This is a genomic window from Alistipes sp. HGB5 (assembly GCF_000183485.2).
GTDB lineage: Bacteria > Bacteroidota > Bacteroidia > Bacteroidales > Rikenellaceae > Alistipes > Alistipes finegoldii.
Genome location: NZ_AENZ01000052.1, coordinates 131,998 through 157,337 on the forward strand (window position 1 = coordinate 131,998; position 25,340 = coordinate 157,337).

Annotated in this window: 16 protein-coding genes; 14 read left to right on the forward strand and 2 right to left on the reverse strand. The window is 55.7% G+C overall.

Annotation, left to right across the window (positions count from 1 at the left end):
- The first annotated feature begins 120 nt into the window (after positions 1–120).
- The 14 genes from HMPREF9720_RS09215 (at position 121) to HMPREF9720_RS09280 (ending at position 20,248) form a co-directional block, all read left to right on the forward strand.
- Entirely contained in the window at positions 121–3,105 is a 2,985-nt protein-coding gene (locus HMPREF9720_RS09215) for a tetratricopeptide repeat protein (protein WP_009597995.1), read from the forward strand.
- Positions 3,106–3,107: 2 nt separating this feature from the next.
- Complete coding sequence (locus HMPREF9720_RS09220) at positions 3,108–4,838, forward strand: hypothetical protein (RefSeq protein ID WP_039940356.1); 1,731 nt, start codon at positions 3,108–3,110, stop codon at positions 4,836–4,838.
- A gap of 144 nt (positions 4,839–4,982) precedes the next feature.
- Positions 4,983–5,276 (forward strand): DUF2089 family protein, encoded by a 294-nt coding sequence (locus HMPREF9720_RS09225; RefSeq protein ID WP_009597946.1) that lies wholly within the window; start codon positions 4,983–4,985, stop codon positions 5,274–5,276.
- Entirely contained in the window at positions 5,260–5,802 is a 543-nt protein-coding gene (locus HMPREF9720_RS09230; RefSeq protein ID WP_009597917.1) for a hypothetical protein, read from the forward strand. The genes HMPREF9720_RS09225 and HMPREF9720_RS09230 overlap by 17 nt, the downstream gene beginning before the upstream one ends.
- A gap of 268 nt (positions 5,803–6,070) precedes the next feature.
- On the forward strand, positions 6,071–7,084 hold the full coding sequence (gene mltG, locus HMPREF9720_RS09235; RefSeq protein WP_009597933.1) for an endolytic transglycosylase MltG: 1,014 nt from the start codon (positions 6,071–6,073) through the stop codon (positions 7,082–7,084).
- Between the two features lie 20 nt (positions 7,085–7,104).
- Entirely contained in the window at positions 7,105–7,707 is a 603-nt protein-coding gene (locus HMPREF9720_RS09240) for an L-threonylcarbamoyladenylate synthase (RefSeq protein ID WP_009598012.1), read from the forward strand.
- Between the two features lie 28 nt (positions 7,708–7,735).
- Entirely contained in the window at positions 7,736–8,314 is a 579-nt protein-coding gene (locus HMPREF9720_RS09245; RefSeq protein ID WP_009598061.1) for a DUF4199 domain-containing protein, read from the forward strand.
- Positions 8,315–8,331: 17 nt separating this feature from the next.
- Positions 8,332–9,288 carry a glycosyltransferase family 2 protein gene (locus HMPREF9720_RS09250; protein WP_009597983.1) on the forward strand — a complete coding sequence of 319 codons (957 nt, stop codon included), beginning with the start codon at positions 8,332–8,334 and terminating at the stop codon, positions 9,286–9,288.
- Positions 9,289–9,292: 4 nt separating this feature from the next.
- A complete protein-coding gene (locus tag HMPREF9720_RS09255) occupies positions 9,293–9,757 on the forward strand; it encodes a DUF4293 domain-containing protein (protein WP_009597980.1) in 465 nt (154 codons plus the stop codon).
- A gap of 249 nt (positions 9,758–10,006) precedes the next feature.
- Entirely contained in the window at positions 10,007–14,026 is a 4,020-nt protein-coding gene (locus tag HMPREF9720_RS09260) for a DUF5689 domain-containing protein (RefSeq protein WP_009597938.1), read from the forward strand.
- Positions 14,027–14,147: 121 nt separating this feature from the next.
- Complete coding sequence (locus HMPREF9720_RS09265) at positions 14,148–15,365, forward strand: DNA/RNA non-specific endonuclease (protein ID WP_009598052.1); 1,218 nt, start codon at positions 14,148–14,150, stop codon at positions 15,363–15,365.
- A gap of 20 nt (positions 15,366–15,385) precedes the next feature.
- Positions 15,386–16,420: an endonuclease/exonuclease/phosphatase family protein gene (locus tag HMPREF9720_RS09270; RefSeq protein ID WP_009597929.1), complete on the forward strand. Its 1,035-nt coding sequence runs from the start codon at positions 15,386–15,388 to the stop codon at positions 16,418–16,420.
- 16 nt (positions 16,421–16,436) lie between these two features.
- Complete coding sequence (locus HMPREF9720_RS09275) at positions 16,437–19,196, forward strand: TonB-dependent receptor (RefSeq protein ID WP_009598057.1); 2,760 nt, start codon at positions 16,437–16,439, stop codon at positions 19,194–19,196.
- A gap of 26 nt (positions 19,197–19,222) precedes the next feature.
- On the forward strand, positions 19,223–20,248 hold the full coding sequence (locus HMPREF9720_RS09280) for a DUF5689 domain-containing protein (RefSeq protein WP_009597975.1): 1,026 nt from the start codon (positions 19,223–19,225) through the stop codon (positions 20,246–20,248).
- Between the two features lie 70 nt (positions 20,249–20,318).
- On the opposite strand, the gene HMPREF9720_RS09285 is transcribed toward HMPREF9720_RS09280, so the two are convergent.
- On the reverse strand, positions 20,319–22,376 hold the full coding sequence (locus HMPREF9720_RS09285) for an LTA synthase family protein (RefSeq protein ID WP_009597977.1): 2,058 nt from the start codon (positions 22,374–22,376) through the stop codon (positions 20,319–20,321).
- Between the two features lie 110 nt (positions 22,377–22,486).
- Positions 22,487–25,300 (reverse strand): M16 family metallopeptidase, encoded by a 2,814-nt coding sequence (locus tag HMPREF9720_RS09290; RefSeq protein WP_009598050.1) that lies wholly within the window; start codon positions 25,298–25,300, stop codon positions 22,487–22,489.
- Positions 25,301–25,340 lie beyond the last annotated feature (40 nt).

The following is a 25,340-nucleotide window of genomic DNA, read 5'->3' on the forward strand; positions in this document are numbered from 1 at the left end:
TTCGACAGATGCAAAAGCGGCGGTTTGCGGAGAATCCGGCAACGGCATATATTTCGTTTCCCTATGTGAGAAAAAGGTAAATTTTCGTATATTTGCCCTTTGTAAGAATCTAAGTCTCGTATGCGGAAAAATCTGAATTTATTGCTGGCCTTTGCCGTGTGTGCGTTGTGCGCGTCCGGAGCGCAGGCCGGAACCCCCGAATCTGCTGCCTTTATCGACCGCGGCAGGTCGCTGTTCGACTTCGGTCGCTGGACCGACGCCCGGCATGAGTTCCTGCAGGCGCGGGAGACGCTTTCTCCCGCCGACCGCGAGGCGGCGCAGACGGTCGACTTCTATCTGGCGGCCTGCGCCGTCGAGCTGGGCAGCCGTGACGCCGAGGCCGCGCTCCGCCGATTCGAAGCGCGTTACCCCGGATCGGTCTATGCCAACGACGTGCGGTTCTCGCTGGGCTCCTACTATTGCGCCGAGGGCGATATGAAACGCGCCCGCGAAGCTTTCGAAAAGACCGATTACAAAGCTCTCGGCCGGGCGCGCAAGGAGCAGTACGACGTTCGCATGGGCTATGTCGAATTCACCGACGGCGATTACGACAAGGCGTTCGGCTATTTCGACCGCATCGGCCCGCAGAGCGAATATGCCGACCACGCGCTTTATTACAAATCCTATATCGACTATGCCGAAGGCCGTTACGGCCGTGCCAAGCAGGGCTTCACGGCTTTGCAGCGCAGCGACGCCTACCGCGACGTGGTGCCGTACTACCTGCTGCAGATCGAATTTCACGAGGGCAACTACCGCTATGTCGTCGAGAACGGCGGCAAACTGGTGCAGCGGGCCGTTCCCGAACGGCGCAAGGAGTTGGAGCGCGTCATTGCCGAGTCGTGGTTCCGGCTGGGCGATTTCAACAAGACGATCGAACATCTGGACGCTTTTGCTGCGGCCGGCGGCGAGCTGGACCGCGACGGCAGTTACCTGATGGGCTTCTCGCTCTACCGCACGGCGCGCTATCCCGAAGCGGCGGAATACCTGCGCAGGGCGTGCGGCGCCGAGGATGCGCTGACGCAGAATGCCTCGTACCATCTGGCCGACTGTTACCTGCGGGCGGGCGACAAGCGGGCCGCCATGCACACTTTCGCCATGGCCGCGGACGACCGCTTCGACGCGACGATCGCCGAGGATGCGCTGTTCAATTACGGCAAACTGCAGTATGAGCTGGGCGGCGGAGCCTTCAACGGCGCGATCAACGTGCTGACGCGCTATGTGGAGCAGTATCCCTCGTCGCCGCGCGTGGGCGAAGCCCGTACGCTGCTGATCGCCGCCTACTACAATTCCAACGATTACGACGCGGCCTACCGGGCCATCAAATCCTTCCCGACGCAGGATGCCGACATCCGCGCCGCGTTGCAGAAAATCACCTATTTCCGCGGACTGGAAGCCTACAATGCCGGCGACATGCGTGCGGCGCAGCGCTATCTGGCCGAGTCTGCGGCGATCAACGTCAGCCCCAAATATTCGGCCCTCAACTCCTTCTGGCAGGGTGAAATCGCCTTTGCGCAGGGCGACTATACGGTTGCGGCGGCCAAATACAACGCCTATCTGAAACGTGCGCCCCGCAGCGAAAAGGAGTATGCCATGGCGCTGTACAACCTCGGCTACTGCGCCTTCTCGCGTATGGACATGGCGCAGGCGCGCGGCTCGTTCGAGAAATTCCTCGCCGTCTATCCCGCACGTGACCGTTACCGCGCCGACGCCTGCAACCGTCTGGGCGACATCCGCTACTCCGACCGGGAGTTCGAAGCGGCGGTGGCCGAGTACGACCGGGCTGCGGCCTTGGGCGGTCCCGAAAAGTATTATGCGCAGTACAAGCGCGCCGTGACGCTCGGCATTCTGGGCCGCACGGAGCAGAAACAGCAGGCGCTGCGGCAGATCATCGCCGCGGGGGAGGGCGATTATGCCGACGAGGCCTCCTATGAACTGGGACGCTCCCACATCGCGCAGGAACAGTACGCCGAAGGCGCCGCGCAGCTGGAGAAATTCGTCGCCGACTATCCTTCGTCGCCGCGCCGGGCGCAGGCCCTCTCCGATCTGGGCCTCGCATACCTCAATCTGGGCGACAAGGAGAAATCGCTCCGCTATTACGACATGGTCGTCGAGACGGCCCCGCAGTCGTCCGAAGCCAAGGGCGCGATGGAAGGCATCCGCGAGATTTACGTCTCCGAAGGCCGGGTGGACGACTACTTCGACTATGCGCAGAAGGCGGGGCTGGAGAGCGATCTGACCGCCGTGTCGCGCGATTCGCTGTCGTTCGCCTCCGCGCAGAAACTTTACCTTGCGGGCCAGACCGATGCCGCCGCCAAATCGCTGCGCAGTTACGTCAAGAGCTATCCCAAGGGCTATTACGTGAACGATGCGCTCTATTTCCTGAGCGACTGCTACCTCCGCTCCGATCAGCGCGACGACGCCATCGAAACCCTGACGACGCTGGCCGGGCAGGGAACGAACCAATATACGGTCACGGTGCTCGAAAAACTCTCGGATATGACCTTCGAGGACAAGCGTTACGACGAAGCTGCCGCCGCTTACCGCCAGTTGTACGACGTTACGACGACGGTCGCCGGGCGTGAGGACGCCATGAAGGGCTATGTGCGTGCGACGCTGGCCGGGGGCGATGCGGCGAAGATCGAAACGATGGCCGCCGATGTCGCGGCGCATCCCGACGCCGGGACCGTCGCGCTGCGCGAGTCGAAATTCGCATGGGCCGAGCTGCTGCGTCGGCAGGACCGCCGCGCCGATGCCGTGAAACTGTATAAGGAACTGGCGTCCGACGTCCGCACGAAGGAGGGCTCCGCGGCCGCCTATTACGTACTCGAAGATGTTTTCGCGGGCGGCGATATGGACAAGGCCGAAAAGGCGATATTCGCCTATTCGGAGCGTGAGCCGCAGGCGTACTGGTTAGCCAAGGCCTTTATCCTGCTGGGCGACGTCTATGTCCGCAAGGGCGACAATTTCCAAGCTAGGGCGACCTACCAGAGCGTTGCCGACGGCTATTCGCCTGCCGACGACGGCATTGTGGCCGAAGCGAAAGAACGGATCGCAAAACTGAACTGATGATGAAACGCATATTGTTTGCCGCCGCGCTGCTGGCGGCGCTTCCCTGCAGCGTGAGCGCGCAGGTGGAAAAACGGGTCGAAGTGACCAAAGCCTATGTTCCGAGCGTCGAAAGCGCCGCGAAGCTGGCCGTCGTGCCCGATATGACCGACACGGTGAAGATGCGGCCCGAAATCGACTATACGATCACGCCGCTGTCGCTGCAGACGACACTCGCCACGCGGCCTATCCGTCCGGCGACGGTGACCTATTGGGAATTCAACCGTCCGCTGCCGTTCTACCTGAAGGCCGGGGCGGGCTATCCGCTCAATTCGGTGCTGGATTTCTACGCTTCGAGCCAGAACCCCGGTACGGGTTATGTCGTGGGGTACGTGAACCACGAGGGCCGCTATGCGAAGATCAAAAACGACTTCGGCATCAGAAACAACTCGACGCGGATGCTCAACCGCATCGGCGCCGCGGCCGGCAAGTATTTCGGCAAACACATTCTGGAGGGCGATCTCTCGTATGAAAACCGTATGTATCACCGTTACGGGATGTATGTCGCGTCGGACGTCACGTCGGACATGACCCCCGGCGCAATGGCCGATTACGGCGATGCGAATATCGCGGTGCGTTTCGGCGATGATTTTCAGGACCTGAGCCGTGTGAATTTCGAAATCGCGATCCGCGGCGGGCTGTTTTTCGACCACTCCGAGTGGCCGGATTACAACGACAAAGCGCGTCAGACCACGCTGGAGACCCATGCGAAGATCGCCCGCGGATTCGGCCGCCACCAGCTTGCGGCGGAGTTCGGTTATACGCGGCTGGCCGGACAGAAAGCGATCGGCCTTTATAATCAGCAGCTGATCCATGCCGCCCTGCGTTACGGTATCGAGGGCGGGGTAGTGCGTCTCGAAGCGGGCGCCGACTATTACCACGACAAGGTCAAGACCGTCGACGCGGAGAATTACATCATTCCTTTCGTCCGGCTGAACCTGAACCTCGGAACGGACGGACTTTGTCCCTTTTTCGAGATGGACGGCAGTGTGGACGACAACGGCTTCCGCTCGTTGACCCGGCAGAATCCTTACGTCGCCGCAGCGTTCTGGCAGACCAAGAGTTCGGTCGATTACAACGGCCGTTTCGGTATCGGCGGCAGTATCTGGCGCGGAAAGTTCGACTACAGGGTGTATGCCGGATTTTCGGTCCGGGACAACCATCCCTATTGGTATGTTTCCGACAATTATGCGATCGACGGGGAAAAAACGGCCGTCGCCGGAGCCATGCGCCCGGCACTGGCCCGTCAGACCGTACTTTCCTTCAACGGCGAAGTGACGTGGCGTCCGGTGAGCAGTTTCCGGACGGAATTGGGCGTACACGGATATATCTACAACGACGACGAAACCAAATTGCACAACGGCGCGCCGTCCTTCGACGGCAGTCTGTCGGCGCACTACGACGGCCGCAAGATTTCGTTCGGCGCGGGAGTCTACTTGCAGAGTGCCCGGAAGTGGAGTGCGGTTTTCGAAAATACGGGGACGGAAACTGCGCCCGGTGAACCTGTGATGCAGTACGATACTTTCGAAGCGCCCTTCGCCGTCGATTTGCGCGTCAATTTCGACTGGAAAGTTTCGGGCCGCGTGACGCTCTTCGCCGAGGGCCGCAACCTGATCAACCGCCGCCTGTACGAATATCCGTTCTACCCCGAATACGGGGCTAACTTTACGGTCGGCGTGAAGGCGAACTTTTAAAAAGATTTCCTCTCCATGCCGGTTGGGCGCATATAAATTGTCCGTGAAGAGTATTCATGGATGTAAATTTGTTGTTTTGGGGAAATAATATTAATTTTGTCAATAATAAGCTAATTTAAACGCAATATTTCTTTAATAATATTTATGGCTACACTGAAGAACCTCCCCAAAATATGTCCCTCCTGCGGTAAACGTTTGAGCGTGCACGCGATGCATTGCAACGGATGCCAAACACATATCGAAGGCAATTACAGTCTTCCCGTGATGATGCAGCTGTCAGCACCCGACCAGCAGTTCGTACTCGATTTCGTGAAGAGCAGCGGTTCGCTGAAGGAGATGGCCCATAAGTTGGGATTGAGTTATCCGACCGTGCGCAACAGACTGGACGATATTATCTCTCAACTAAATAAATTCGAAAGCGATGAACAAGATTCTTAACCCGTTCGAATACCTGTCTACAGGGAAAGCGCTCGGTTGGGGCCTCGCGGGAACGCTCTTTTCCATCTGCCTGCTGACCGCGGTGAGTTGGCCCGTCGAGGGCGACGTTTCCAAGATTATCACGATTCTGTCGTCGAATTTGCTGTTGTGGCTGCCCCTCTCGCTGCTGTTGTACGTGATGGCGCTGGTGCTCTCGCCCTCCCGCATCCGGGCCGTGGATATCTTTGCCACCAACCTGTTCGCGATGCTGCCGACGATCGTTATTCTGGGAGTGCTGAGTCTTTGTGCCATGTGGCTGGGGAGCATTGTCTGCGAACCCCGCAGCGCCTGCGAGGTCTTGAAGCAGGCAGCCTACAATCTGATCGTGATCGTCCTGTCGGTTTCGATGGTCTGGTCGATGGTCTGGGGCTGTTTCGCCTACCTCGTTTCGGCCAATATGAAAGGATGGAAGAGCATCGTCGTTTTTGTGATCTGCTATGTCTTCGTGAGTGTGGTCAACCAATTGCTGATCGAATACACCAAATAGGGCGGAGTGCCGTCCGACGCTATGCGGAACCCCGGCCGGGTTCCGTTTTTTTGTTCGCTCCGATTATGAATCCACAAAAAAAATATGGTGCTGCAAACCGGAATTTACAGCGCCATATATGGTTGGGTGAGCTGATTATATCGCACCGCTACAACCACATACCCTTGCTCGATTCCTCGCCTGGGGGATTCTGTAGGAGCTGGTCGTATAAGACTCACCCGGCACAAAAGTAGGAATTTTTTATATCTTTGCAAAAATTTTCGACCAGATGCGTAAAAAAACTTTGCTCTATATCTTTTTTGCGGGCCTGTCTGTTCTGCTGATCGCGGGATTCGTCCTTCGTCAGCAGTTCTACGGCAATGCCGTGAAGACGGAACGCGAACTCTTTGTCAGCAGCCGGGCCGATTACCGTGCGCTCGTCGATTCCCTGCTGCCGGAGTTGAAACACCATTGGGCGTTCGGGGTCTATGCCCGGCGCATCAATCTGGCCGAGACCTTCAAGCCCGGACACTATCTCCTCGAACGGGGCATGAGCGTCATCCGGGTGGCCCGGATGCTCAAACTGGGCATGCAGACCCCCGTGCGGGTGACGATCAACAACGTGCGGATTCCCGCCCAGCTGGCGCAGAAACTCGCCGGTCAGATCGACGCCGACTCCGCCGCGATCATGCGGGCGCTGACTTCGGACGAAGTCGCCCGAAAAGCGGGTTTCGACAGCCTGACCCTTTTTTCGATGTTCATTCCCAACACCTATGAATTCTATTGGACGGTGACGCCCGAAGAGTTCGTGGAGCGGATGAAACGCGAATACGACCGTTTCTGGACGCCGGAGCGGGGCGCGCTGCGCAAACGCAGCGGCCTGAGCCGGTTCGAAGTCATGACCCTTGCGTCGATCGTCTATGAAGAGACGCGCAAGACCGACGAGATGCCCCGCGTCGCCGGCGTATACGTCAACCGGCTGAAAAAGGGAATGCCCCTGCAGGCCGACCCGACGATCAAATACGCGATGCAGGATTTCGGCCTGCGCCGCATCCTGTACAAGCATCTGAAATATGAATCTCCGTATAACACCTATCTGAACAAGGGCCTGCCGCCGTCGCCTATCTGCATGCCGGGCATCAATGCCATCGACGCGGTGCTGAATTACGAAAAACACGACTATATTTTCTTCTGCGCACGGGAGACGTTCGACGGCTACCACAATTTTGCGAAGACCCTGCGCGAGCACAATGCCAATGCTCAGGCGTACAGCAGGGAGCTGAACCGGCGCAAGATTAAATAATTTTTCGTACATTTGTATTCATGCTGACGAAAATATACGAACAGAACCCCTCCGAAAGGGAGTTGCGGAAAGTGGTCGATGCGTTGGAGGACGGCGGAATCATCATCTATCCGACCGACAGTGTCTATGCTTTCGGTTGCTCGCTGCGTTCGCCCAAGGCCATCGAGCGGCTGCGCCGCATGAAGGGCAAGGACGCCGAGGCCTTTACGGTGGTTTTCGAAAATCTGGCTCAGGCGGCCGAGTACTGCCGGGTGGACAATGCGGCGTTCCACATCCTGAAGCGCAACCTGCCGGGGCCTTTCACGTTTGTATTGACGGCATCGTCGGGCATGCCCGACAAGGCGCTCGAAAAACGGCGTACGATCGGAATCCGTATTCCCGGCAACGCCGTTCCGCGGGTTATCGTCGCGGCGCTGGGATGTCCGCTGATCACCACCTCGGTGAAGGACGACGACGAAGTGGTCGAATACACCACGGATCCCGAACTGATCCACGAGCGGTACGGCCGCGATGTGGCGCTGGTGATCGACGGCGGCGTCGGCGACAATGTGCCGACGACGGTCGTGGATCTCACGGGCGACGAACCCGAAATCCTGCGCGAGGGCAAAGGCGAGCTGCAATGATTGGGAACTGATAATTCTGAATGATATAATGGAAAAGCAAAATTTCTGGAACGATGCCGCGAAATGCGGGGCGATTATCGGGGCCATACTGGCCGTTTCGATGGTCTTGGAGACGATGATGACACTTTCGGGCAGCATGAAGTACTATGCCCTGATGACGGTCGAATGGATCGGAGTCGTCGTCCTGCACTATTACCTGCTGCACCGCTTCACGCGAAACCGTTCGAAACTCTATTCGGCCGAGGAGGGATTCTCCTTCGGACAGGGATATCTCTTCGTGCTGGCGGTGTCGGCCTTTGCTGGCGTCATCGTCGGAGGCGTGCAATATATCTACCTGCACCTGATCATGGGTTATTCGAATTACACCTCCCGGCTGGTCGAAGCGCTGACCGACATGATGGCGTTGGGCGGCGGCGTGCCGGCGTCGATGGAGTCGGTGATGGCCCAGTCGCTGGAGCAGATTCAGACCGCGCCTGCCCCCTCGGTGCTTGCGACCGTCTGGGGCGGTATCTGGGTAAGCCTGCTCTTCGGCGCTGTTTTCGGCCTTATCATTGCAGGTGTGCTTTCGCGCGCTCCGCGGCCGTTCGATACGCAGGCCGGTGAGTAAGAACAGTAAAGCAGAAGATGAATAAACTCGACATATCGGTTGTAGTGCCGCTCTACAACGAGGCGGAATCGCTGCCCGAACTGGTCGCATGGATCGACCGCGTGGCGGCGGAGCACGGCTATACCTACGAAGTTATCTTGGTGGACGACGGTTCGTCCGACGATTCGTGGAGCGTCGTCGAATCCCTCAAAAAGCAGTATCCGGCGGTGCGGGGCATCGGGTTCGCCCGTAACTACGGCAAATCCGCGGCCTTGTACTGCGGTTTTGCGGCTGCGGAAGGGGAGGTCGTCGTCACGATGGACGCCGACCTGCAGGATTCGCCCGACGAGATTCCCGAATTGCGCAGGATGATCCTCGAAGAGGGATACGATCTGGTTTCGGGCTGGAAGAAGAAGCGCTACGATCCGATCGGCAAACGCTGGCCCAGCAAGTTTTTCAACTGGACGGCCCGCACCGTGTCGGGAATCGGGCTTCACGACTTCAACTGCGGCTTGAAAGCCTACCGCCGCAAGGTCGTCAAGGCGATCGAAGTCTACGGCGAGATGCACCGTTTCATTCCGATACTGGCCAAGCAAGCCGGTTTCCGCCGCATCGGCGAGAAGCCGGTGGAGCACCGCGCCCGCAAATACGGTCGTTCGAAATTCGGTCTCGAACGTATGCTGAAAGGTTATCTCGACCTGATTTCCGTACTCTTCATGTCGTACTTCGGCCGCTCGCCGATGTATTTCTTCGGCAGTCTGGGGACGCTGATGTTCCTTATCGGCGGCGGCACGACGGTCTGGATCATCGCCGCCAAAATCTGGAAGCAGGTCCACGAACTGCCGCTGAGGGCGGTTACCGATCAGCCGCTTTTCTATTTGGCGATTCTGGCGATTATCCTCGGAGTCCAGCTGTTTTTGGCGGGATTTTTGGGCGAGCTTATCAACCGCGGCTCCTCCGACAGGAACAAATATTTGATAGATAAAACTTTATGACCCTATGATACAACGAATCCAAACGCTTTACATGCTGATTGTCACGGCGCTTATGGCCGTTACGCTTTTCGCTCCGCTTGCGTGGTTCGCCGGCGAGGCCGGAGAGTTCGGGCTGTATGCCTTTTCTTTGAAAACCGCTGCCGGCGAAGCCGTGCAGCCGACGGTTTATATGGGCGTCGTGCTGGCGCTGGCCTGCGTGCTGCCGTTTATTACGATTTTCCTGTTCAAGCGCCGCCTGCTCCAGCTCCGGCTCTGCGTGGTTGAAATGGTGCTGCTCGTCGGCTCCGCCGTTATGGAAGGCGTGTACTACTTTCTCAGCTACCGGGTGTTTGCGGAACAGACGTTCCATACGCAGGTGCTGAAACCTGCCGTCGTGCTGCCGCTGGTTTGCCTGCTTTTCGCATACCTCGCCGCACGTGCGGTTTTCCGCGACGAACTGATGGTGCGCGCGGCCGACCGCATCCGTTGATCCCGAAAGACTATTAGCCCCGGAATATGCAGAAACGTGCGTATTCCGGGGCTTTTGTCTCCGATTGTGTCCGCATTGGACGCCGATGTCCGCTAATTAACCTAATCGTAATATAAAAAAGGCGTTTAGGCTTTTGTCGGTCCGGAAAATAATGTTAGATTTGAGGCATAATATTGCCATTATGTAAGGAATCGTAAGTTTTTTTAGAAATAAAATAAAAGTTTTTAATCAATTTTAAACAACTCTTCTATGAAAAAGTTAAACCTTTTGAGGTTATTGTTCGGTGCGATGTTCCTGATCGCCGCGACGGCGTTTACATCGTGTGTGGATGATAACGATGACGACGGGATGCCTTATCTTGAGGTTGCTCCCGAAGCATTGACCTTTTCCGCCGAGGGCGTGGCCGAAGGTGCGTCTGCCGTTACGGTGAAAAGCAATCGTCCGTGGACGCTCGCTTTCGAATCGGGCGCAGACTGGGTGACTCCTTCCGCGACCGATGGAAAAGCCGGTACGACCGAGGTCGAATTCTCGATCCCCGCAAGCAACGAGAGCCGTACGGCAACGCTGAGTTTCCAGCTCAAGAACTCCTACGGCGCCTATTTCACCAAGATGGTTACCATTAACCAGGGTGAAGTCGTTCCCGAAAAACTTGTTTATAAAGAAACTTTCGGAACGACGGGAGATAAAACTCCGGTTGCTTCATACGATGGCTGGGATAAGACCGGTGAAGGCTCTTCGACCGTAACTTATGCCGGTGAAGGGGTTGATATTCGCAGTAATCTTTCCAGTGTCGGCAACGGAAGTGCCTATGAAGGTTCCGGTGGTTCTAATTTGATGTTTGGCACCGGAAACACTTATTTTACGGTTCAGGATATTACGCTTCCTCAGGGCCAAACCGGATATACTTTGACTTTCGGCGCAAGTTATTTCAATGCTCCCAATATTGAGATCTACGATCAGCTGACCGTTCAATTCAGTAAAGACGGCGAAAAATGGACCAATGCCATTCCCTATACTTTCGAAAACTTTGTGGCTGAGAAAAACTGGAATCTTGCAACGTTGAACTTTACGTTGAAGGAATTCTCGGAACATCTGTATATTAAATTCTTATCCACTAAGAAGCCTGACGGCAACTATCGTATTGACGATGTTACTTTGGTGACGAGTGCCGGTGGACAGCAGGTCGATTTGGATAATGGCTCCGTGACACCGCCTGTCGGTGATGTAGAGCTTCCGACTACTGTTGTGACGCAGTTTGGCGACAGTTTCAACGATGTTATTAGTGGTGTTGTTTACGATTCTCCCAATTGGGCGTTTACTTCGAGTGATGCTGGGTATCCGGCCAATCCTAAATTGGGATGGTTCGGCAGTGTATTTGGAGACACGTTCTATCTTCAGTGTGCTCCTTACAGCTCAACGCAGAAGACCGTTACGGCTTATGCTATAATGACTCCGTTTAATGTGAAAGCTGCGGATAATAAAGTGTTGACGTTCAAACTGGCATGGTATTTCAATGCAACGGCAAGTGCAGCTGACGACAGCAAGATTGAGATCGTAGCTTCTACCACGGTAACAAACGAAACGATTACCGATCCCAGTGTATGGACTGTTGTTAAGACAATCGAGTATAAAGAGGGGGTAAATGAGATCAACGTGTACTTTGACGAGTCTGCCGATCTTTCGGCTTATGCCGCTTCTGATAAAGTATATGTAGCTTTCCGTTATGTAGGGCATAACAACACCTATCGATTGGATGATGTCTCGTTCAATGGGGGAGCTACCGGATCGCTTGTTGTCGATCCTACGGCCATTTCTCTCGGTGATGCAGCCGGAGCGACGGCAAAAATTACGGTTACGTCTACCGGTGACTGGAAAGCGACTGTTTCCGGTTCAGGCTTCTCGATCGACAAAACTACGGGTACGGCTTCCGACACTTCGATTACCGTAACTGCTTCTGAGGCCAATGCTTCTTCGGAAATAAAAAATCTGGGTTCGATAGTCGTCAGCAATGATTTTGGCACCAAGACGATAGCGGTATCACAGAAGGGGGTGTCGAACGACATATTCTATGAATCGTTCGGTGATTTGGAACAGAAACTCGACAAGTGGCCTTATATCAATGAAAGTCCGTATGTGATTCGCAGCGGATTCGGTTATGTTTCCGGTACGTCAGACTATAAAACAGCTTACGCTTCGAACCGTTGGACGGCAACAACGGCTTCTCCGACAAGCGCGGGCTTTTCAGGTAAAGGCTTGATGTGGTTGCAGGCAGGTAAGAATGCATATTTTACGGTGCAGGATCTTGTTCTTACAACTGAAAAGAATCTGTCAATCCGTTTTGGATTGTATGGTAATACTGATGCTTTCGATCCCCAAAAGGATGTCATTAAACTCTATCTTTCGTCAGATGCCGAAAATTGGACTGAAATAGCGTATAATCTGGAAAATGTAGATGCAACTCCGGCTTGGAAATGGGCATCGGCTGATATTACGCTGAAAAATACTGTTTCACGTCTTTCTTTGAAAATTGAATATCCGAGTGGTGCGACCGGAACTCGTGTTGATGATGTCCGTATTTTCGTTGGCACGGGTGGGACAGAGATCGATTTGGGCGGCGGTGCCGCTACGCCTGCGGTTACGACGGCCAACGCTTCGAATGTAGCCGAGACGACGGTGACGCTGGGCGGCTCGATCGCCAATGCCGATCTGGCCGACTATTCGGCCGTCGGCGTGGAGTATGTGGTCTTCGCCACGGGAAATACGCCCGATTGGACAGGCTCCGTGAAAGTTCCGGCCGCAACGAAGGCTGCGACATGGACCGTAGACGTTACCGGCCTGACGAAGGAGACACAGTACGCTTTCCGCGCCTACGCGACTCCGAACACCGGCGATATTCTTTACGGCGATCATAAGACGTTCATTACCACAGGCGGTGGCAGCGTGACCGCGATCACTATCCCTGAATTGTTGCAGATTGCCAAAGGAAGTGTAATCTCGGAAAGTCAGGACAAAGTACTGACGGCTGTGGTCTGCGGAGACCCGACCGGCAATAACTTCTCGTTCGGAACACTCTACGTGATGACGGAGGGGGCGACCGAGGGCGGCAACGGTATTGTGATTTACAACAATAAGTCGGCGGACTTCAATGTTGCGGATTATGCACTTGGCGATAGATTGAAGATTACACTTCAGGCCAACGTCGCGATGATGGATGAGTATAACGGCGTCAAGCAGATTACAGGCGTAACGACTTATCATGTCGAGAAATCCGGTACGGCGACTGTTACTCCGATCAACGTAGCTCCTGCAGATTTGGCATCGTATGTTTCGATGCCTGCCACGGTACAGCAAGCCAGTACGGCTAAAGCAGGAGTCTGGTGTACGGCATCAAGCAATGGAAATCACACGTTTACCTCCGGCGGTACGAACTTTACTGTCAACGTAAATAAGCGTGCTACGGTATTTCAGGATATTCCGTATGCAGCCGCTACAGGCAATATTACGGGTATTGTGACCATGTATGGCGGAAAGGGCCAGATCGCTCCGCGTAATTTGAACGATGTGGAAGCATTCAAGGTAACCGTTCCGACCATTACGGAGGTAACTCCCTCTTCATTAGTATGGACTGCAAACGACACAAGTGAAAAGACCGTGACGATCGAAGGTGTTAACTTCAATGGATTTACGTTGTCTTCGCTGACTTCCTTCAATGCGTCTGTCGAGGGGACTACCGTAAAGATTTCTCCTAAAGCCGTTAATACGAGTGATGCCGAGCTTAAAGAGACTCTGACAATTACGGCCAATGGCGGCAACAGTGTTACGGTTACTTTGACTCAGAATGGCGCCAGCTCAGGGACAAAACTCACGATTACGATCACTCCGACCACTGCTGATTCCGGTTTCCCGGCTACAGCGCCTACAACCGAAGCTACGGCTACTATAGATGGTTATGTCTGGGGATTGCTCAATGCGAAACAGAATGCGGGATACCTTATGATTAACGGCACCAATGGTTATTTGGCGACTCCCGCCGTTCCCGGATCGACTCTGAAGACCATCAAGATTACGACCAGCAACGGCATCAGTGCTTCGGCAAAGGTAACTATTAAGGATACTTCGGATAACATTGTATCTCCGGAACAGGCTGTCGGCGACAAGAATACCGAATATACCTTTAATCTTACGAATCCTGCCGCCGGAGTTTCGTACCGTATCAATTCTTCGAATAAGAATACGCAGCTCGTTAAAGTCGAATTGTCGTACGAATAACCGAATATCGACACTCCCTCTCCCGGCAGGAACATCCTGCCGGGGGAAGGTTGTCTTAAAATGCGTATTTTCGCACTTAGTTTTTAATTGAATGACGTTGATATATAAATATAGTTCGCGGATGTTTGCCGCTTCCCTTGCGGCGATGGTGCTGATAGCTGTCGCCTTTACGGGGTGCGGTAAGGATTCCGACAATAAGGGAGGCGGGGGCGCCAACTCGGTGGAGTGGGACCCTGCCAAGACCGTGCATCCCGATCAGGAGGGCGCTGCCGTGCTGCTCGTGACCGGAGATACGGGGACGCCGTGGACGGCTGAAATCATTTCGGGAGCCGAATGGATTTCGTTTAACCGGACAGCGCCGGGAGGCCAGACTGTCAAGACGGGAAAGGTCGGAACGAGTTTGTCCGACAAGAATCAGTATGTCTATTATTGGCCGAACAACACCAAGGACGAGCGGCATGCCCTGATCAGGTTCGAGTTCGAAGGCGAGATGCCCGTCGAGCTTGAACTCGTCCAGTACAGTACTTCGTCGAACGACAATGTATATGAGACCGGTCACAATCTGGTTTGGCCTGAGATTCCTGCCGAAAAGGTGAATAGCAATTATATTTATGTATCACATTTCGCTCAGCTCAAGAATCAGAATACGAATCAGTGGTATAACGCCCGTAACTATACGTTGTGTCTCGACAAAACCAAGTATGCCGCATGGTGGGTGGCTTATCCGCTGCATAGTTCGTATACGGGGTCGGGACGCGTGGAAACATGGGCGTATGATCCCAAGATCGCAGCTGAATATCAGGCTAATTTGACCCGTAGTTATCCTGCGGCGAATTACGACCGCGGCCATCAGATTCCCAATGCCGACCGTAGCGGAAATGCCACGATGCAGGCGCAGACTTTCTATTTCTCGAATATGACGCCCCAGAACTCCAGCCTGAACCAGCATCCGTGGGCGGACCTTGAGAAAATGGCCCGTGACCATTGGATGTGTTCCGACACGCTGTATGTCGTAACCGGTGCATATTGGAATCCCGGTAGTACGCTTACGACGGCAGACCGCGACGGTAAGTTATGTCCTGTGCCGAATTACTATTTTAAAGTATTTGTCCGCACGGTAAAGGGTAACATCCGTCAGGCTGGTGATAAACTAGGTGATTATTCGGCCGGCCAGCTCAAGTCCATCGGATTCTGGGTGGCCAACGAAGGCGGTCAGGGTGAGGCCAAAAGCTGGGTGAAGAGCGTCAAGGAGATCGAAGAGCTGACCAAGTTCGAATTCTTCCCCACGCTGCCTGCCGAGGTCAAGGAAAAGACAGATGCCGCCTCTTGGGGATTGTAAAACCTTAAAATTTCAGAACGATGAAAAAACGACTGATATTCACTTTGTTCTTGGCGGCGTTCGTCGTAATGTGCTTTGCGCAGAAGCCCTGCAAGGTGATGTTCTATAACTTGGAGAACTTTTTCGACACCATCAACGATCCGGAGGTGCATGACGACGAGTTCACGCCGGAAGGTCCCAAGAAGTGGAATTCCGCCAAGTATTTCAAGAAGCTCGGCAATATCGAGCGGGTGCTTTTCGACATTGCTGCCGCAGACAAGAATTATCCGGCTGTTATCGGCGTCTCGGAAGTCGAGACGCGCTCGGTGCTGGAGGACATTGTGGCGACGCCCAAATTGGCCCCCGGCAACTACCGTATCGTGCATTACGATTCGCCCGAAGCCCGCGGCGTCGATGTGGCTTTCATGTATCGTCCCGATGTGTTCAAACTGGAGGGCAGTTTCCCGGTGAAAACCGTCGTGCCGCAGCTTCCCAACTTCAAGACCCGTGACATCCTGACGATGTGGGGAACCATCGAGAACGAACCCTTCTTCTTTATGGTTGCGCACTGGCCTTCGCGGCTGGGCGGCAAGGACGCTTCGGAATTCAAGCGCATTGCCGTCGGGGAGCAGATGCGCCGCATTGCGGATTCCGTGCTGAAGATCAACCCGGCGACCAAGGTCGTAGCCATGGGCGACTTCAACGACGATCCTACGGACGAGAGCATTGCCGAGGGGTTGGGTGCCAAAGCCAAGATGAAGGATCTCAAGCCGGGCGATTTCTACAACCCCTTTGCCGATATGCTCAAGGCGGGACTCGGAACGCTGGCTTACGGCGATGCATGGAATCTCTTTGACAATATCGTGGTCACGGAGAATCTGGCTACGGGTTCCGAAGGCAGGCTTCGTTTGCAGAAGGCTCCCGGATCGAAGTTCTACGGCAATATCTTCAAGCGGTACTACATGCTGCAGAAAGAGGGACAGTATAAGGGATATCCCCTGCGTACGTACGTGGGAAATAACTTTCAGGGCGGTTACAGCGACCACTTCCCGGTGTATATCTATTTTGCCAAATAAATTACTTACATAGTCTATGAAAATCAAGAGTCTACTAATTTTAGTGCTGTCGCTTGTGACGCTGACCGCCTTTGGACAGGACGGCGGTATCAAGGGCAGGGTCGTTTCGCGTGCGGGACGCATTGCACTCGGCGACGTGAAGATTACGATGACGCCGGGCGGTACGACAACGGTTTCGGATGCGCAGGGTAACTTCGTTTTCGAAAATATTCCTGCGGGCGAATATTCGCTGCAGTTCGAAACTCCCGAATTCGAGACTTCGAATATCGCCGTACGTGTCGGTTCGCAGATGCGCGACATCAATGCGGTGATCCTCGTGCCCGATACGCAGCGTCAGATGATCGACGACGCGGTCTTCGCGGAGTTCGACACCGAAACCACCGACGACGCGCAGGCTTTGCCCACGTCGCTCTCGGCTTCGAAAGACCTCTTCAATAACATCGCGTCCTACAAGTTCAGCGAAATGCGTTTCAACGTCCGCGGTTACGATTCGCAGTATCAGGACGTGTATATGAACGGCATTCAGCTCAACGACGCCATGACGGGCTATACGCCGTGGTCGTTGTGGAGCGGTCTGAACGACGCTACCCGCAATCAGGAAGTTACGTCGGGCATCGTGGCGTCGGACGCCGGTCTGGGCGGCATCGGCGGTACGACCAATATCGTGACGAGTCCTGCGCAGATGCGTCAAGGCCTGCGTGCGAGCCTCGTAAACGGCAACTCGATGTACCGTTTCCGCGCGATGGTCACCTATGCTTCGGGCTATCAGGACAACGGGTGGTCGTATGCCTTTTCGGTTTCGACCCGTCAGGGCGGCAACTCCTATGTCAATGGCGTCTATTACAACGCTTTCGGTTATTTTGCCGCTGTCGAGAAGCAGTTCGGTCAGCGTCATCGTCTGGCGCTGACCCTGCTGGGCGCTCCTACCGAACGCGGTGCGCAGCAGGCGGCGACGCAGGAAGCTTACGATCTGGTCGGCAATAACTATTACAACCCCAACTGGGGCTGGCAGGACGGCAAGAAACGTAACGCCCGTGTGCGCAACAACCACGAACCCGTCGTGATGCTGAACTATACGTTCGACATTTCAGACCGTTCGAAACTCGATCTGGCCACCTCGCTGCGCTTCGGCATGAACGGTTACTCGGCGCTGACGTGGCAGAACGGTCCCGACCCGCGCCCCGACTATTACCGTTATCTGCCGAGCTACTTCGCGCTCGACAAGAATATGCTGGGTGCGGCTTGGCAGCAGGTTTACTGGCAGGCCAACTACCAGAATATCCGCCATTTCGACTGGGATAAGATGTATCAGACGAACTATATCCAGAACGATCCGGTCGATGAGGCGCAGTACGGTCCGGGCCGTCGTTCTAACTATATGGTCGAAGAGCGTCACACCGATCAGCTGGACTGGAATCTGGTCGCCAACTTCTCGCATATCTTCCGCAATAACTCCAAAATCTACGGGGGCCTTTCGCTGCGCCGGAACCGTACGGAGTACTATTCGGAGGTCAAAGACCTGCTTGGCGGCGACTATTGGGCCGACATCGACAAATTCGCCGAGCGCGACTTCGGCTCGAACGCCATCGCATATCAGAACAACCTCGACTATTACTATCGCCACGGTCATGCGCACGCAGCCAAAGTCGGCGACAAATACGGCTATGACTACTATGCGCACGTCCTCCGGACGAAGGCATGGGCTGCCTATAATTTCAATGTCGGCGGTCTGGGCGTAACCGTCGGCGGCGAAGTGGGATATGCTTCGCAATGGCGCGAGGGTCTTTGGCGCAAAGGCTTGTTCCCCGACAATTCGAAGGGCGATTCCAAGAAACTCGACTACCTGACCTACAAGACCAAAGGCAACTTCAGCTACCGCTTCTCCGCGGCTCATACCGTCGAAGCGAATGTCGTTTACCTGCAGGACGCCCCCGAATTCCAAGCTTCGTTCGTGTCGCCCCGTACGCGCAACACCACGACTCCGGGGCTTTCCGCCGAACGTGTCTTCGGTGTGGATGCGTCGTATAACCTGCGTGTCGGCGACCTGAAAGCGCGCGTTTCCGGTTACTATACCCGCATTTACGATCAGTCGAAAGTGATTTCGTACTACGACGACGTGGCCGCGACCTTCACGAACTTCGCTATGAGCGGCATCGACAAGCTCCACTTCGGTCTCGAAGCGGCCGTTTCGATTCCCCTGTACCGCAGCCTTGCCCTGAACGGAGCCGTTAGCTGGGGCCAGTACACCTACGATTCGAATCCCTATTACCTGCAGACGCAGGACAACAGCGGCGATATCGTCTCCGACGGCTATGTTTACTGGAAGAACTTCCGCGTGGAGAGCACCCCGCAGCTGGCCGCCAACGTCGGTCTTTCGTACCGCAGCAACAACAACATCTTCCTGTCGGCCGATTTCAACTATTACAACAACATGTATCTGTCGATGAGCCCGATCTATCGCACCGATGCGGTGATTACCACCGGCATGACCGCCGAGGACATCGCTCACCTGCGCCGTCAGGAGAAGTTCGACTCGGCTTATACGCTCAACGCCAGCATCGGCAAGAACTGGTATATCCACCGCCAGTATACGCTGGGCTTCAGCCTCGAAGTCAAGAATATCCTGAACAATCAGGACATCCGCACCGGCGGTTACGAGCAGACTCGTCTGACGAAGAACACCGAGACGACGGTGACTACCTATCAGGCCTTCGACTCGAAGTATTTCTACATGTTCGGTACGACCTATTACCTCAATCTCTACTTCCGTTTCTGACGGCTAACGAATAAAACACGAATATTATGAACAAAGTATCTAAACTGTTTCTGATCGCCGCGGCAGGGCTGTTCTTCGTTGGCTGTTACAACGATTACAGGAACCCGAAGGCGGCCAAGATATATACCCGCGCCGATTTCGAGAAAGAGGGGCTGGAATATATATCGATCAAGGACCTGAAGGCGCAGTTCAAAGCCGAGAATCCCGGCATGAACGACGGGACGGTCGCTTCGTGGACGGTGGATGAGCCGATTTTCACCTCCGGCAAGGTCATCTCCACCGACCGTTACGGCAATGTCTATAAATCGGTCTACCTCTACGATGCGGAGTCCGAATCGGCGATCGAGCTTAAGCTCAATACGGGCAACTACCTTTTCCACCCCGCGGGACAGATCGTTTTCGTCAAGCTGCAGGGGCTGGTGCTCGGCAACTACCGCGGTATGACCAGCATCGGTACGACCTCCTCCAACGCCAGCTATTCGAATGACAACATCGAGAGCAAGATCATGCAGGACGAGCACATTTTCTCCGGCGAACAGCAGCAGATGCTGAAGTCGGATACGCTGGTCGTTACCAAGGATAACTACAAGACGGCGATTTCGGATGCCGATCTGGGCCGTCTGGTGCGTTTCGAAGGGCTGGAAAGCAAGTTCGGCACGGCGCCGTGGGGATACAAGAATACCTTCCCCAACTATTTTGCGAATTCGACGTCGTACGACGTGAACTCTCCCGGCTGGTCGGACATCAACGAGTGGGCGACTTGGGCTACGAAACGCAGGCTGGAAGGCGCTAACGCGGAGACCTATTTCTACGGCTCGGCATGGTTTACCTACGACGCGGCGGCGACCGGCTCCGGTACCAATGCGGCTCCGGGCAACTACGTGGTGCGTACGAGCGGTTACAGCCAGTTCCGCGACAACAAGATTCCCGAAGACGGCTGGGTGGTGAACCTTACGGCGATCTACACCAAGTTCACGAACGGTTCGGGTAATTATGGGACCTATCAGCTGACGCTGAATACGGACAGGGACGTTACCGTCGTCGAGAAGTAGCGGATCCGACCGTAAAAGAGAGACCCGTCGTTGCAATTTGCAACGACGGGTCTCTCTTTTTGTCCGTTTCTCAGCGTTTGTTCCATTCGCCCGAAGTCTGGTAATAGCCGACGGCGCGGGTTACCAGCTCCCGGTTCTTCTCTTCCATCGGTTCGAGGTTGTGGGGATTCTCCGCCGTCGGAACGACGCGGTATTGCTCGAACCGCCGCACGGGCGAGAGGATGGTGAACACGTCGCCTTCGAGGTAGCCCAGATCCTGATAGGTGGCGATGAATGCGCGGTTGACGTACTGCTTGTCGTATATGCTGCGGCCGAAGAAATGCGAATCGTAGCTCATGTTGAGCAGCGAGAGGAGCGTAGGCATCAGGTCGATCTGCGAGACGATGCCGTCGACGCACTGCGGCTCCACGAAGCCCGGAGCGTAGATCAGGGCCGGAATGTGGTACTTGTTCAGCGGAATCTCGGTGCGGCCGGCGCTCGATGCGCAGTGGTCCGCCGTGACGAGGAAAATCGTGTTGTCGAACCACGGCTGCCGCGAAGCTTCCGTGAAGAACTCACCGAGGGCGTAGTCGGTATACATCACGCCGCCGTTGCGGGACTTCGAGTCGTGGGGAATGCTGATCTTTCCGGCCGGGTAGGTGAAGGGGCGGTGGTTGCTGACCGTCATGACGTGGGCGAAGAAGGGCTTGCCGCTCTGCGCGTCTTCGTTGAGCGTGCGGATGACCTTGCGGTAGGCGTCTTCGTCGCATACGCCCCAGATGTTGGCGAAAGTGATCTCTTCGGGCGCATACTGCCGCTGGTCCACGATGTCGTAGCCGTTGCCCGAAAAGAAGGTCTCCATGTTGTCGAAGTAGCTGTTGCCGCCGTAGAAATACTTGACGTTATAGCCCTTTTCGCGCAGCAGCGCACCCGTGGAGTGCATGCCGGCATTGTTCGGCCGCTTGATGATGCTCTGGCCGGGGCAGGGCGGCAGCGAGAGGGTTACGGCTTCCAGTCCGCGCACCGTGCGGTTGCCTGTCGCGTATACGCGGTCGAAGGCGAGTCCCTGCTTGTAAAGCGAGTCGAGTACGGGCGTCAGGCGGTTCGTGTTGCCGAAACGCTCCATGAACGAAGCGCTCATGCTCTCGATCGTAATCAGCACGATGTTGCGGCGGATTTCGGGTCCTTCGCAGCGTACGGCGTGCAGGTTGTCGCCCGTGCTGCCGTAAATCCCATGGACGAAGGCTTCGGCCTGCTCTTCGGGTTCGGTGATGTAGAACTGCTTGTAGTTGAGTTCGTTCTTGACGAATGCGTCGTAGAATTTGTAGAGCCCGTTGGCCTGCAGCTCGTTTACATAGACATTCTGGCTGTCCTGAAACCGGGTGTTGAAGTTCAGCAGCCAGACGGCGAGGAGCACGGCGGCGATGTACGCCGGTCCTGCGACCGCTTTCCAGCGCCAGCCTTTCAGCCGGTCGGCGAGGGCCAGATCGCGGCGGAAGAGATACCATGTCACGACCAGCGTCACGAGGATCAGCCCCAGCGTCATCGGCACGATGGGGTAGGACTCCATGATGTTGCCGACCACCTCGTTGGTGTAGACGAGGTAGTCTACCGCAATGAAGTTGTAGCGTACGCCGAATTCGCTCCAGAAGAAATATTCGCTGAGTCCGTTGAAGAGGATGGCGCCCACGTAGAGCGTGATGATGAGCGCGAACCATACCGTGGTCCAGTAGCTGCGGAAACCCTTGAAAAAGAGACGCAGGGCGAACGTGCCGGCCCAATAGCCCAAAACGGCGGAGGCGATTTGCGGCGCGACGCTGCCGTATTCGTCGAAGATCGTGTTGCAGAAGGTCACGTAGCAGAATGCCGCAACGAGAATTCCGAGGATGATGTAGCCCCACGGTTTGCCGTACTTGGTCTCGGAGACGCTCATCGAGAAGAGCCATAGGAACACGAATCCGATCGTCGCGGCGCAGAGGTCGTTCACGGCGCCCAGCAGGAAAACCTGCAGCCATTCGCCGAATGAGAAACCGAGGTCGGTGGTCTGCTCGTTGAAGAGCAGTACGATGCGTAACAGGAAGCCTACAGCGATTGTGAGCAGGCTAAGTTTGAGATACAGGCCGGAAACCAGCCGAAGACTTTGGCGCATAGGTGATAACTGATTGTTTTAATTGTCTGCAAAGTTAATGTTTTTCGCCGGGCTGACAAATAAAAAGCCAGCCGTTGCGGCGGCTGGCTTTTTCAGCGGATTCAGGTCTGTTATTCGGCCTTTTCCTTCGCGGGGCGCATGACGACCTTCACGAGGTTGTTGTCGCCGAGGACCTTCTTGGCCATGGCCTGTACGTCGGCGTTGGTGAGCGACCTGATCACCTGCTCGTAATCTTTCAGGTATTCAAGTCCCGGACCGTATTTGGCCTGAATGTAGTTCATCCAGCCGGCGTTCTGCTCCAGACTGTTTTTCCAGCTCTTGAGCATGAATTCGCGGTTCTTCTCGATGTCCTCGGTCTTGGGGCCGTTCTCGGCGATCTCCCGGATCTCCTTCATCACGATCTCGCGCAGCTCGTCGGCCATCTCTTCGTTCGTGTCGAAGCGGATATCCAGCTTGTAGGTCTCGTCGGGGATATACTCGGTCGAACCCGAAACCTGCACGCCGTACGTGCCGCCCTTCTCCTCGCGGATCGAAATCAGGTAGCGCGAGTTGAGCGCCTGCGTGAGGAACGTCAGGGCTGCTTTGTCCTTGAGCGTGTAGGGCATCTTGCCGGAGAACATGTAGTGTACCGAGACTTTCGGCTGTTGCATCGGCGCCGTGAACTCCTCCGTCACGTCGCCCTTGACGGGGGCGCACTTGTCGTCAGCGAACGTCATGGCCTTCTTCGACACGGGAATCGAACCGATGTACTTCTCCACGAGCGGTTTCAGCGCGTCGAGGTCCACGTTGCCCACGATGGTGAACGTAAAGCTGTTGGCGTCCGGATAGAGCTTCCTGTAGATCGCCGGCAGGGCTTCGAAGCTGAACTTGTCGATGATCTCGCTCGAAATCATCTGGCGGCGCGGGTTGTTGCCGTAGGCCACGTCGATGAATTTCTCCTCCATCAGGTAGTCGGGATTCGACTTCACGTTGTCGAGCTGCGAGCGCAGCATCTTCATCAGCGTGTTGTAGTCGTTCTGGTCGAAGCGCGGCTGCGTGAAATTCAGGTAGAGCAACTGCATCATCGTTTCGAGGTCTTTGGGCGAGCAGTAGCCGTTCACGGCGCTGGCATAGTTCTCCACCGAGGGCTGAACCGAAGCCGACTTGCCCGAAAGCTGTTTCTTGAGATCCGTCGCCGAGAATTTGCCGACGCCCGACATCGAGTTGAATGCAGGCATCATCTCGCCCATGTAGAACTCCTCGTCCGAGAGGATCGACAGTCCGCCTTTGGCCACGGCGCTCATGCGCACCTCGTCGGCCTTGTAGGTCGTGGGCTTCACGACTACCTTCACGCCGTTGGCGAGCGTCCACTCGGTCGTGCCGAGCGTGGCGTCCTGTGCCGTTTTCTTTACGGGCGAACCTTTCAGTACGGTGCCTTCCGGGATCAGCGGCTCCTTGACGGTGTTGTCCTCATACGCCTCGATTTCGGCGTTGGCGACTTTCTCGCGGATGGCGAGCAGCTCCTCGGCCGTCGGATTCACGATGCCTTCCTTTTCGGGCGCCGTGACGACGATCACCTGATTGCGGGGATATATGACCTGCTGGGCGAATCCGTTGACCGCCTCGACGTTGATCATCTTGATCAGCATGCTGTCCAGCTGCCACTCGGTCTCGGCGTCGGGCATCGGGGTGTTCTTCGAGTAGTTGTTCAGATAGGTCTGTACGAACTCGCCGTTGCGGCGGTCGTTGCGGTTGGCGTAGGCGCGTTCGGCGCGGCGCATCAGGTCGTTCTGGGCGCGTTCGAATTCGCCCTGCGTAAAGCCGTAGCGGCGGACTTTCTCCATTTCGGTGTAGATGGCTTCGAAACCTTCGGCCAGTTTGCCGTCCTGCGTCATGGCCACGAACGTCGTCGCGTTGAGCGTCGGAATCACGCCGATTTCGCCCGAACCCATGCCTGCGCCGAGGAACGGTGCGTCGGGTTTCATCGAAATCTCCTGCAGACGTGCGTTTTCCATGGTGGTCATGTAGGCCTGTATGACGTCGAACATTTCGCCGTATATCAGGTTGTTCATCTGTTCGGGAAGCGCCGGACGCTTCACGAAGAGCTGGATTTTGGAACCCTGCATTTCGGGATCGGTGTAGATGCTGATGATCGGGTCCTCATTGTCGGGAACGGTGATCGTCTCCTTCCGGGCGGCGTCGGCCGCGGGAACCGGAATGTCGCTCATGAGCGTCTTGATCTTGTTTTCTACGGCATCCACGTCGATGTCACCGACCACGACGACCGCCTGATAATCGGGGCGGTACCACTGGTTGTAGAAGTCCTCCAGCTCCTTGTGGTGGAAGCCCTTCAGTCCGTCGAGGTAGCCGATCAGGTTGCGGTGCTCGTATTTTGTGTCCTTACCGAGCGCCTGAAGCATCTTCATGGTCGAACGCCACGACGCACCGTCGCGGGTGCGCAGCTCCTCCATGATGACGCCGCGCTCGGAGTCGATCTCCTCAGGTTCGAGCGCGATGAAGTGCGACCAGTCGTGCAGGATCAGCAGTGCGCTGTCAATGATGCCTTCGCGCGAAGTGGGGACGTCCTTCATCATGTAGGTCGTCTGGTCCCAGCCGGTGCCGGCATTGAGGTTGGCGCCGAATTTCACGCCTACTTTTTCGAGATACTCCGTCAGCATCTTGCCGGGGAGGTTCTTGGTGCCGTTGAAGGCCATGTGTTCGAGGAAGTGGGCGAGCCCCTGCTGGGAATCGTTCTCCTGAATGGCGCCGACGTCGTGCAGAATGTAGAAGTCGGCCTGTCCTTTCGGCTTTTCGTTGTGGCGGATGTAGTAGGTCATTCCGTTTTCGAGCTTGCCCGTGCGGACGTCCTTGTCCGCCGGAATCGGCTGCTGCGGATTGAACTGGGCCGCTGCGCTTGTCACTGCGAATGCCGCGATGACGAGCATGGTGATTTTTCTCATAATTGATCGTATAAAGGGGTTTTTG

Excerpts from the sequence above, each read along its gene's own strand:
- HMPREF9720_RS09285 (WP_009597977.1), bottom strand. The coding sequence starts at position 22,376 with ATGCGCCAAAGTCTTCGGCTGGTTTCCGGCCTGTATCTCAAACTTAGC.
- HMPREF9720_RS09240 (WP_009598012.1), top strand. The coding sequence starts at position 7,105 with ATGCTGACGAAAATATACGAACAGAACCCCTCCGAAAGGGAGTTGCGG.
- HMPREF9720_RS09290 (WP_009598050.1), bottom strand. The coding sequence starts at position 25,300 with ATGCTCGTCATCGCGGCATTCGCAGTGACAAGCGCAGCGGCCCAGTTC.
- HMPREF9720_RS09250 (WP_009597983.1), top strand. The coding sequence starts at position 8,332 with ATGAATAAACTCGACATATCGGTTGTAGTGCCGCTCTACAACGAGGCG.
- HMPREF9720_RS09275 (WP_009598057.1), top strand. The coding sequence starts at position 16,437 with ATGAAAATCAAGAGTCTACTAATTTTAGTGCTGTCGCTTGTGACGCTG.
- HMPREF9720_RS09265 (WP_009598052.1), top strand. The coding sequence starts at position 14,148 with ATGTTTGCCGCTTCCCTTGCGGCGATGGTGCTGATAGCTGTCGCCTTT.
- HMPREF9720_RS09260 (WP_009597938.1), top strand. The coding sequence starts at position 10,007 with ATGAAAAAGTTAAACCTTTTGAGGTTATTGTTCGGTGCGATGTTCCTG.
- HMPREF9720_RS09220 (WP_039940356.1), top strand. The coding sequence starts at position 3,108 with ATGAAACGCATATTGTTTGCCGCCGCGCTGCTGGCGGCGCTTCCCTGC.
- HMPREF9720_RS09255 (WP_009597980.1), top strand. The coding sequence starts at position 9,293 with ATGATACAACGAATCCAAACGCTTTACATGCTGATTGTCACGGCGCTT.
- HMPREF9720_RS09225 (WP_009597946.1), top strand. The coding sequence starts at position 4,983 with ATGGCTACACTGAAGAACCTCCCCAAAATATGTCCCTCCTGCGGTAAA.
- HMPREF9720_RS09230 (WP_009597917.1), top strand. The coding sequence starts at position 5,260 with ATGAACAAGATTCTTAACCCGTTCGAATACCTGTCTACAGGGAAAGCG.
- HMPREF9720_RS09245 (WP_009598061.1), top strand. The coding sequence starts at position 7,736 with ATGGAAAAGCAAAATTTCTGGAACGATGCCGCGAAATGCGGGGCGATT.
- HMPREF9720_RS09270 (WP_009597929.1), top strand. The coding sequence starts at position 15,386 with ATGAAAAAACGACTGATATTCACTTTGTTCTTGGCGGCGTTCGTCGTA.
- mltG (WP_009597933.1), top strand. The coding sequence starts at position 6,071 with ATGCGTAAAAAAACTTTGCTCTATATCTTTTTTGCGGGCCTGTCTGTT.
- HMPREF9720_RS09215 (WP_009597995.1), top strand. The coding sequence starts at position 121 with ATGCGGAAAAATCTGAATTTATTGCTGGCCTTTGCCGTGTGTGCGTTG.
- HMPREF9720_RS09280 (WP_009597975.1), top strand. The coding sequence starts at position 19,223 with ATGAACAAAGTATCTAAACTGTTTCTGATCGCCGCGGCAGGGCTGTTC.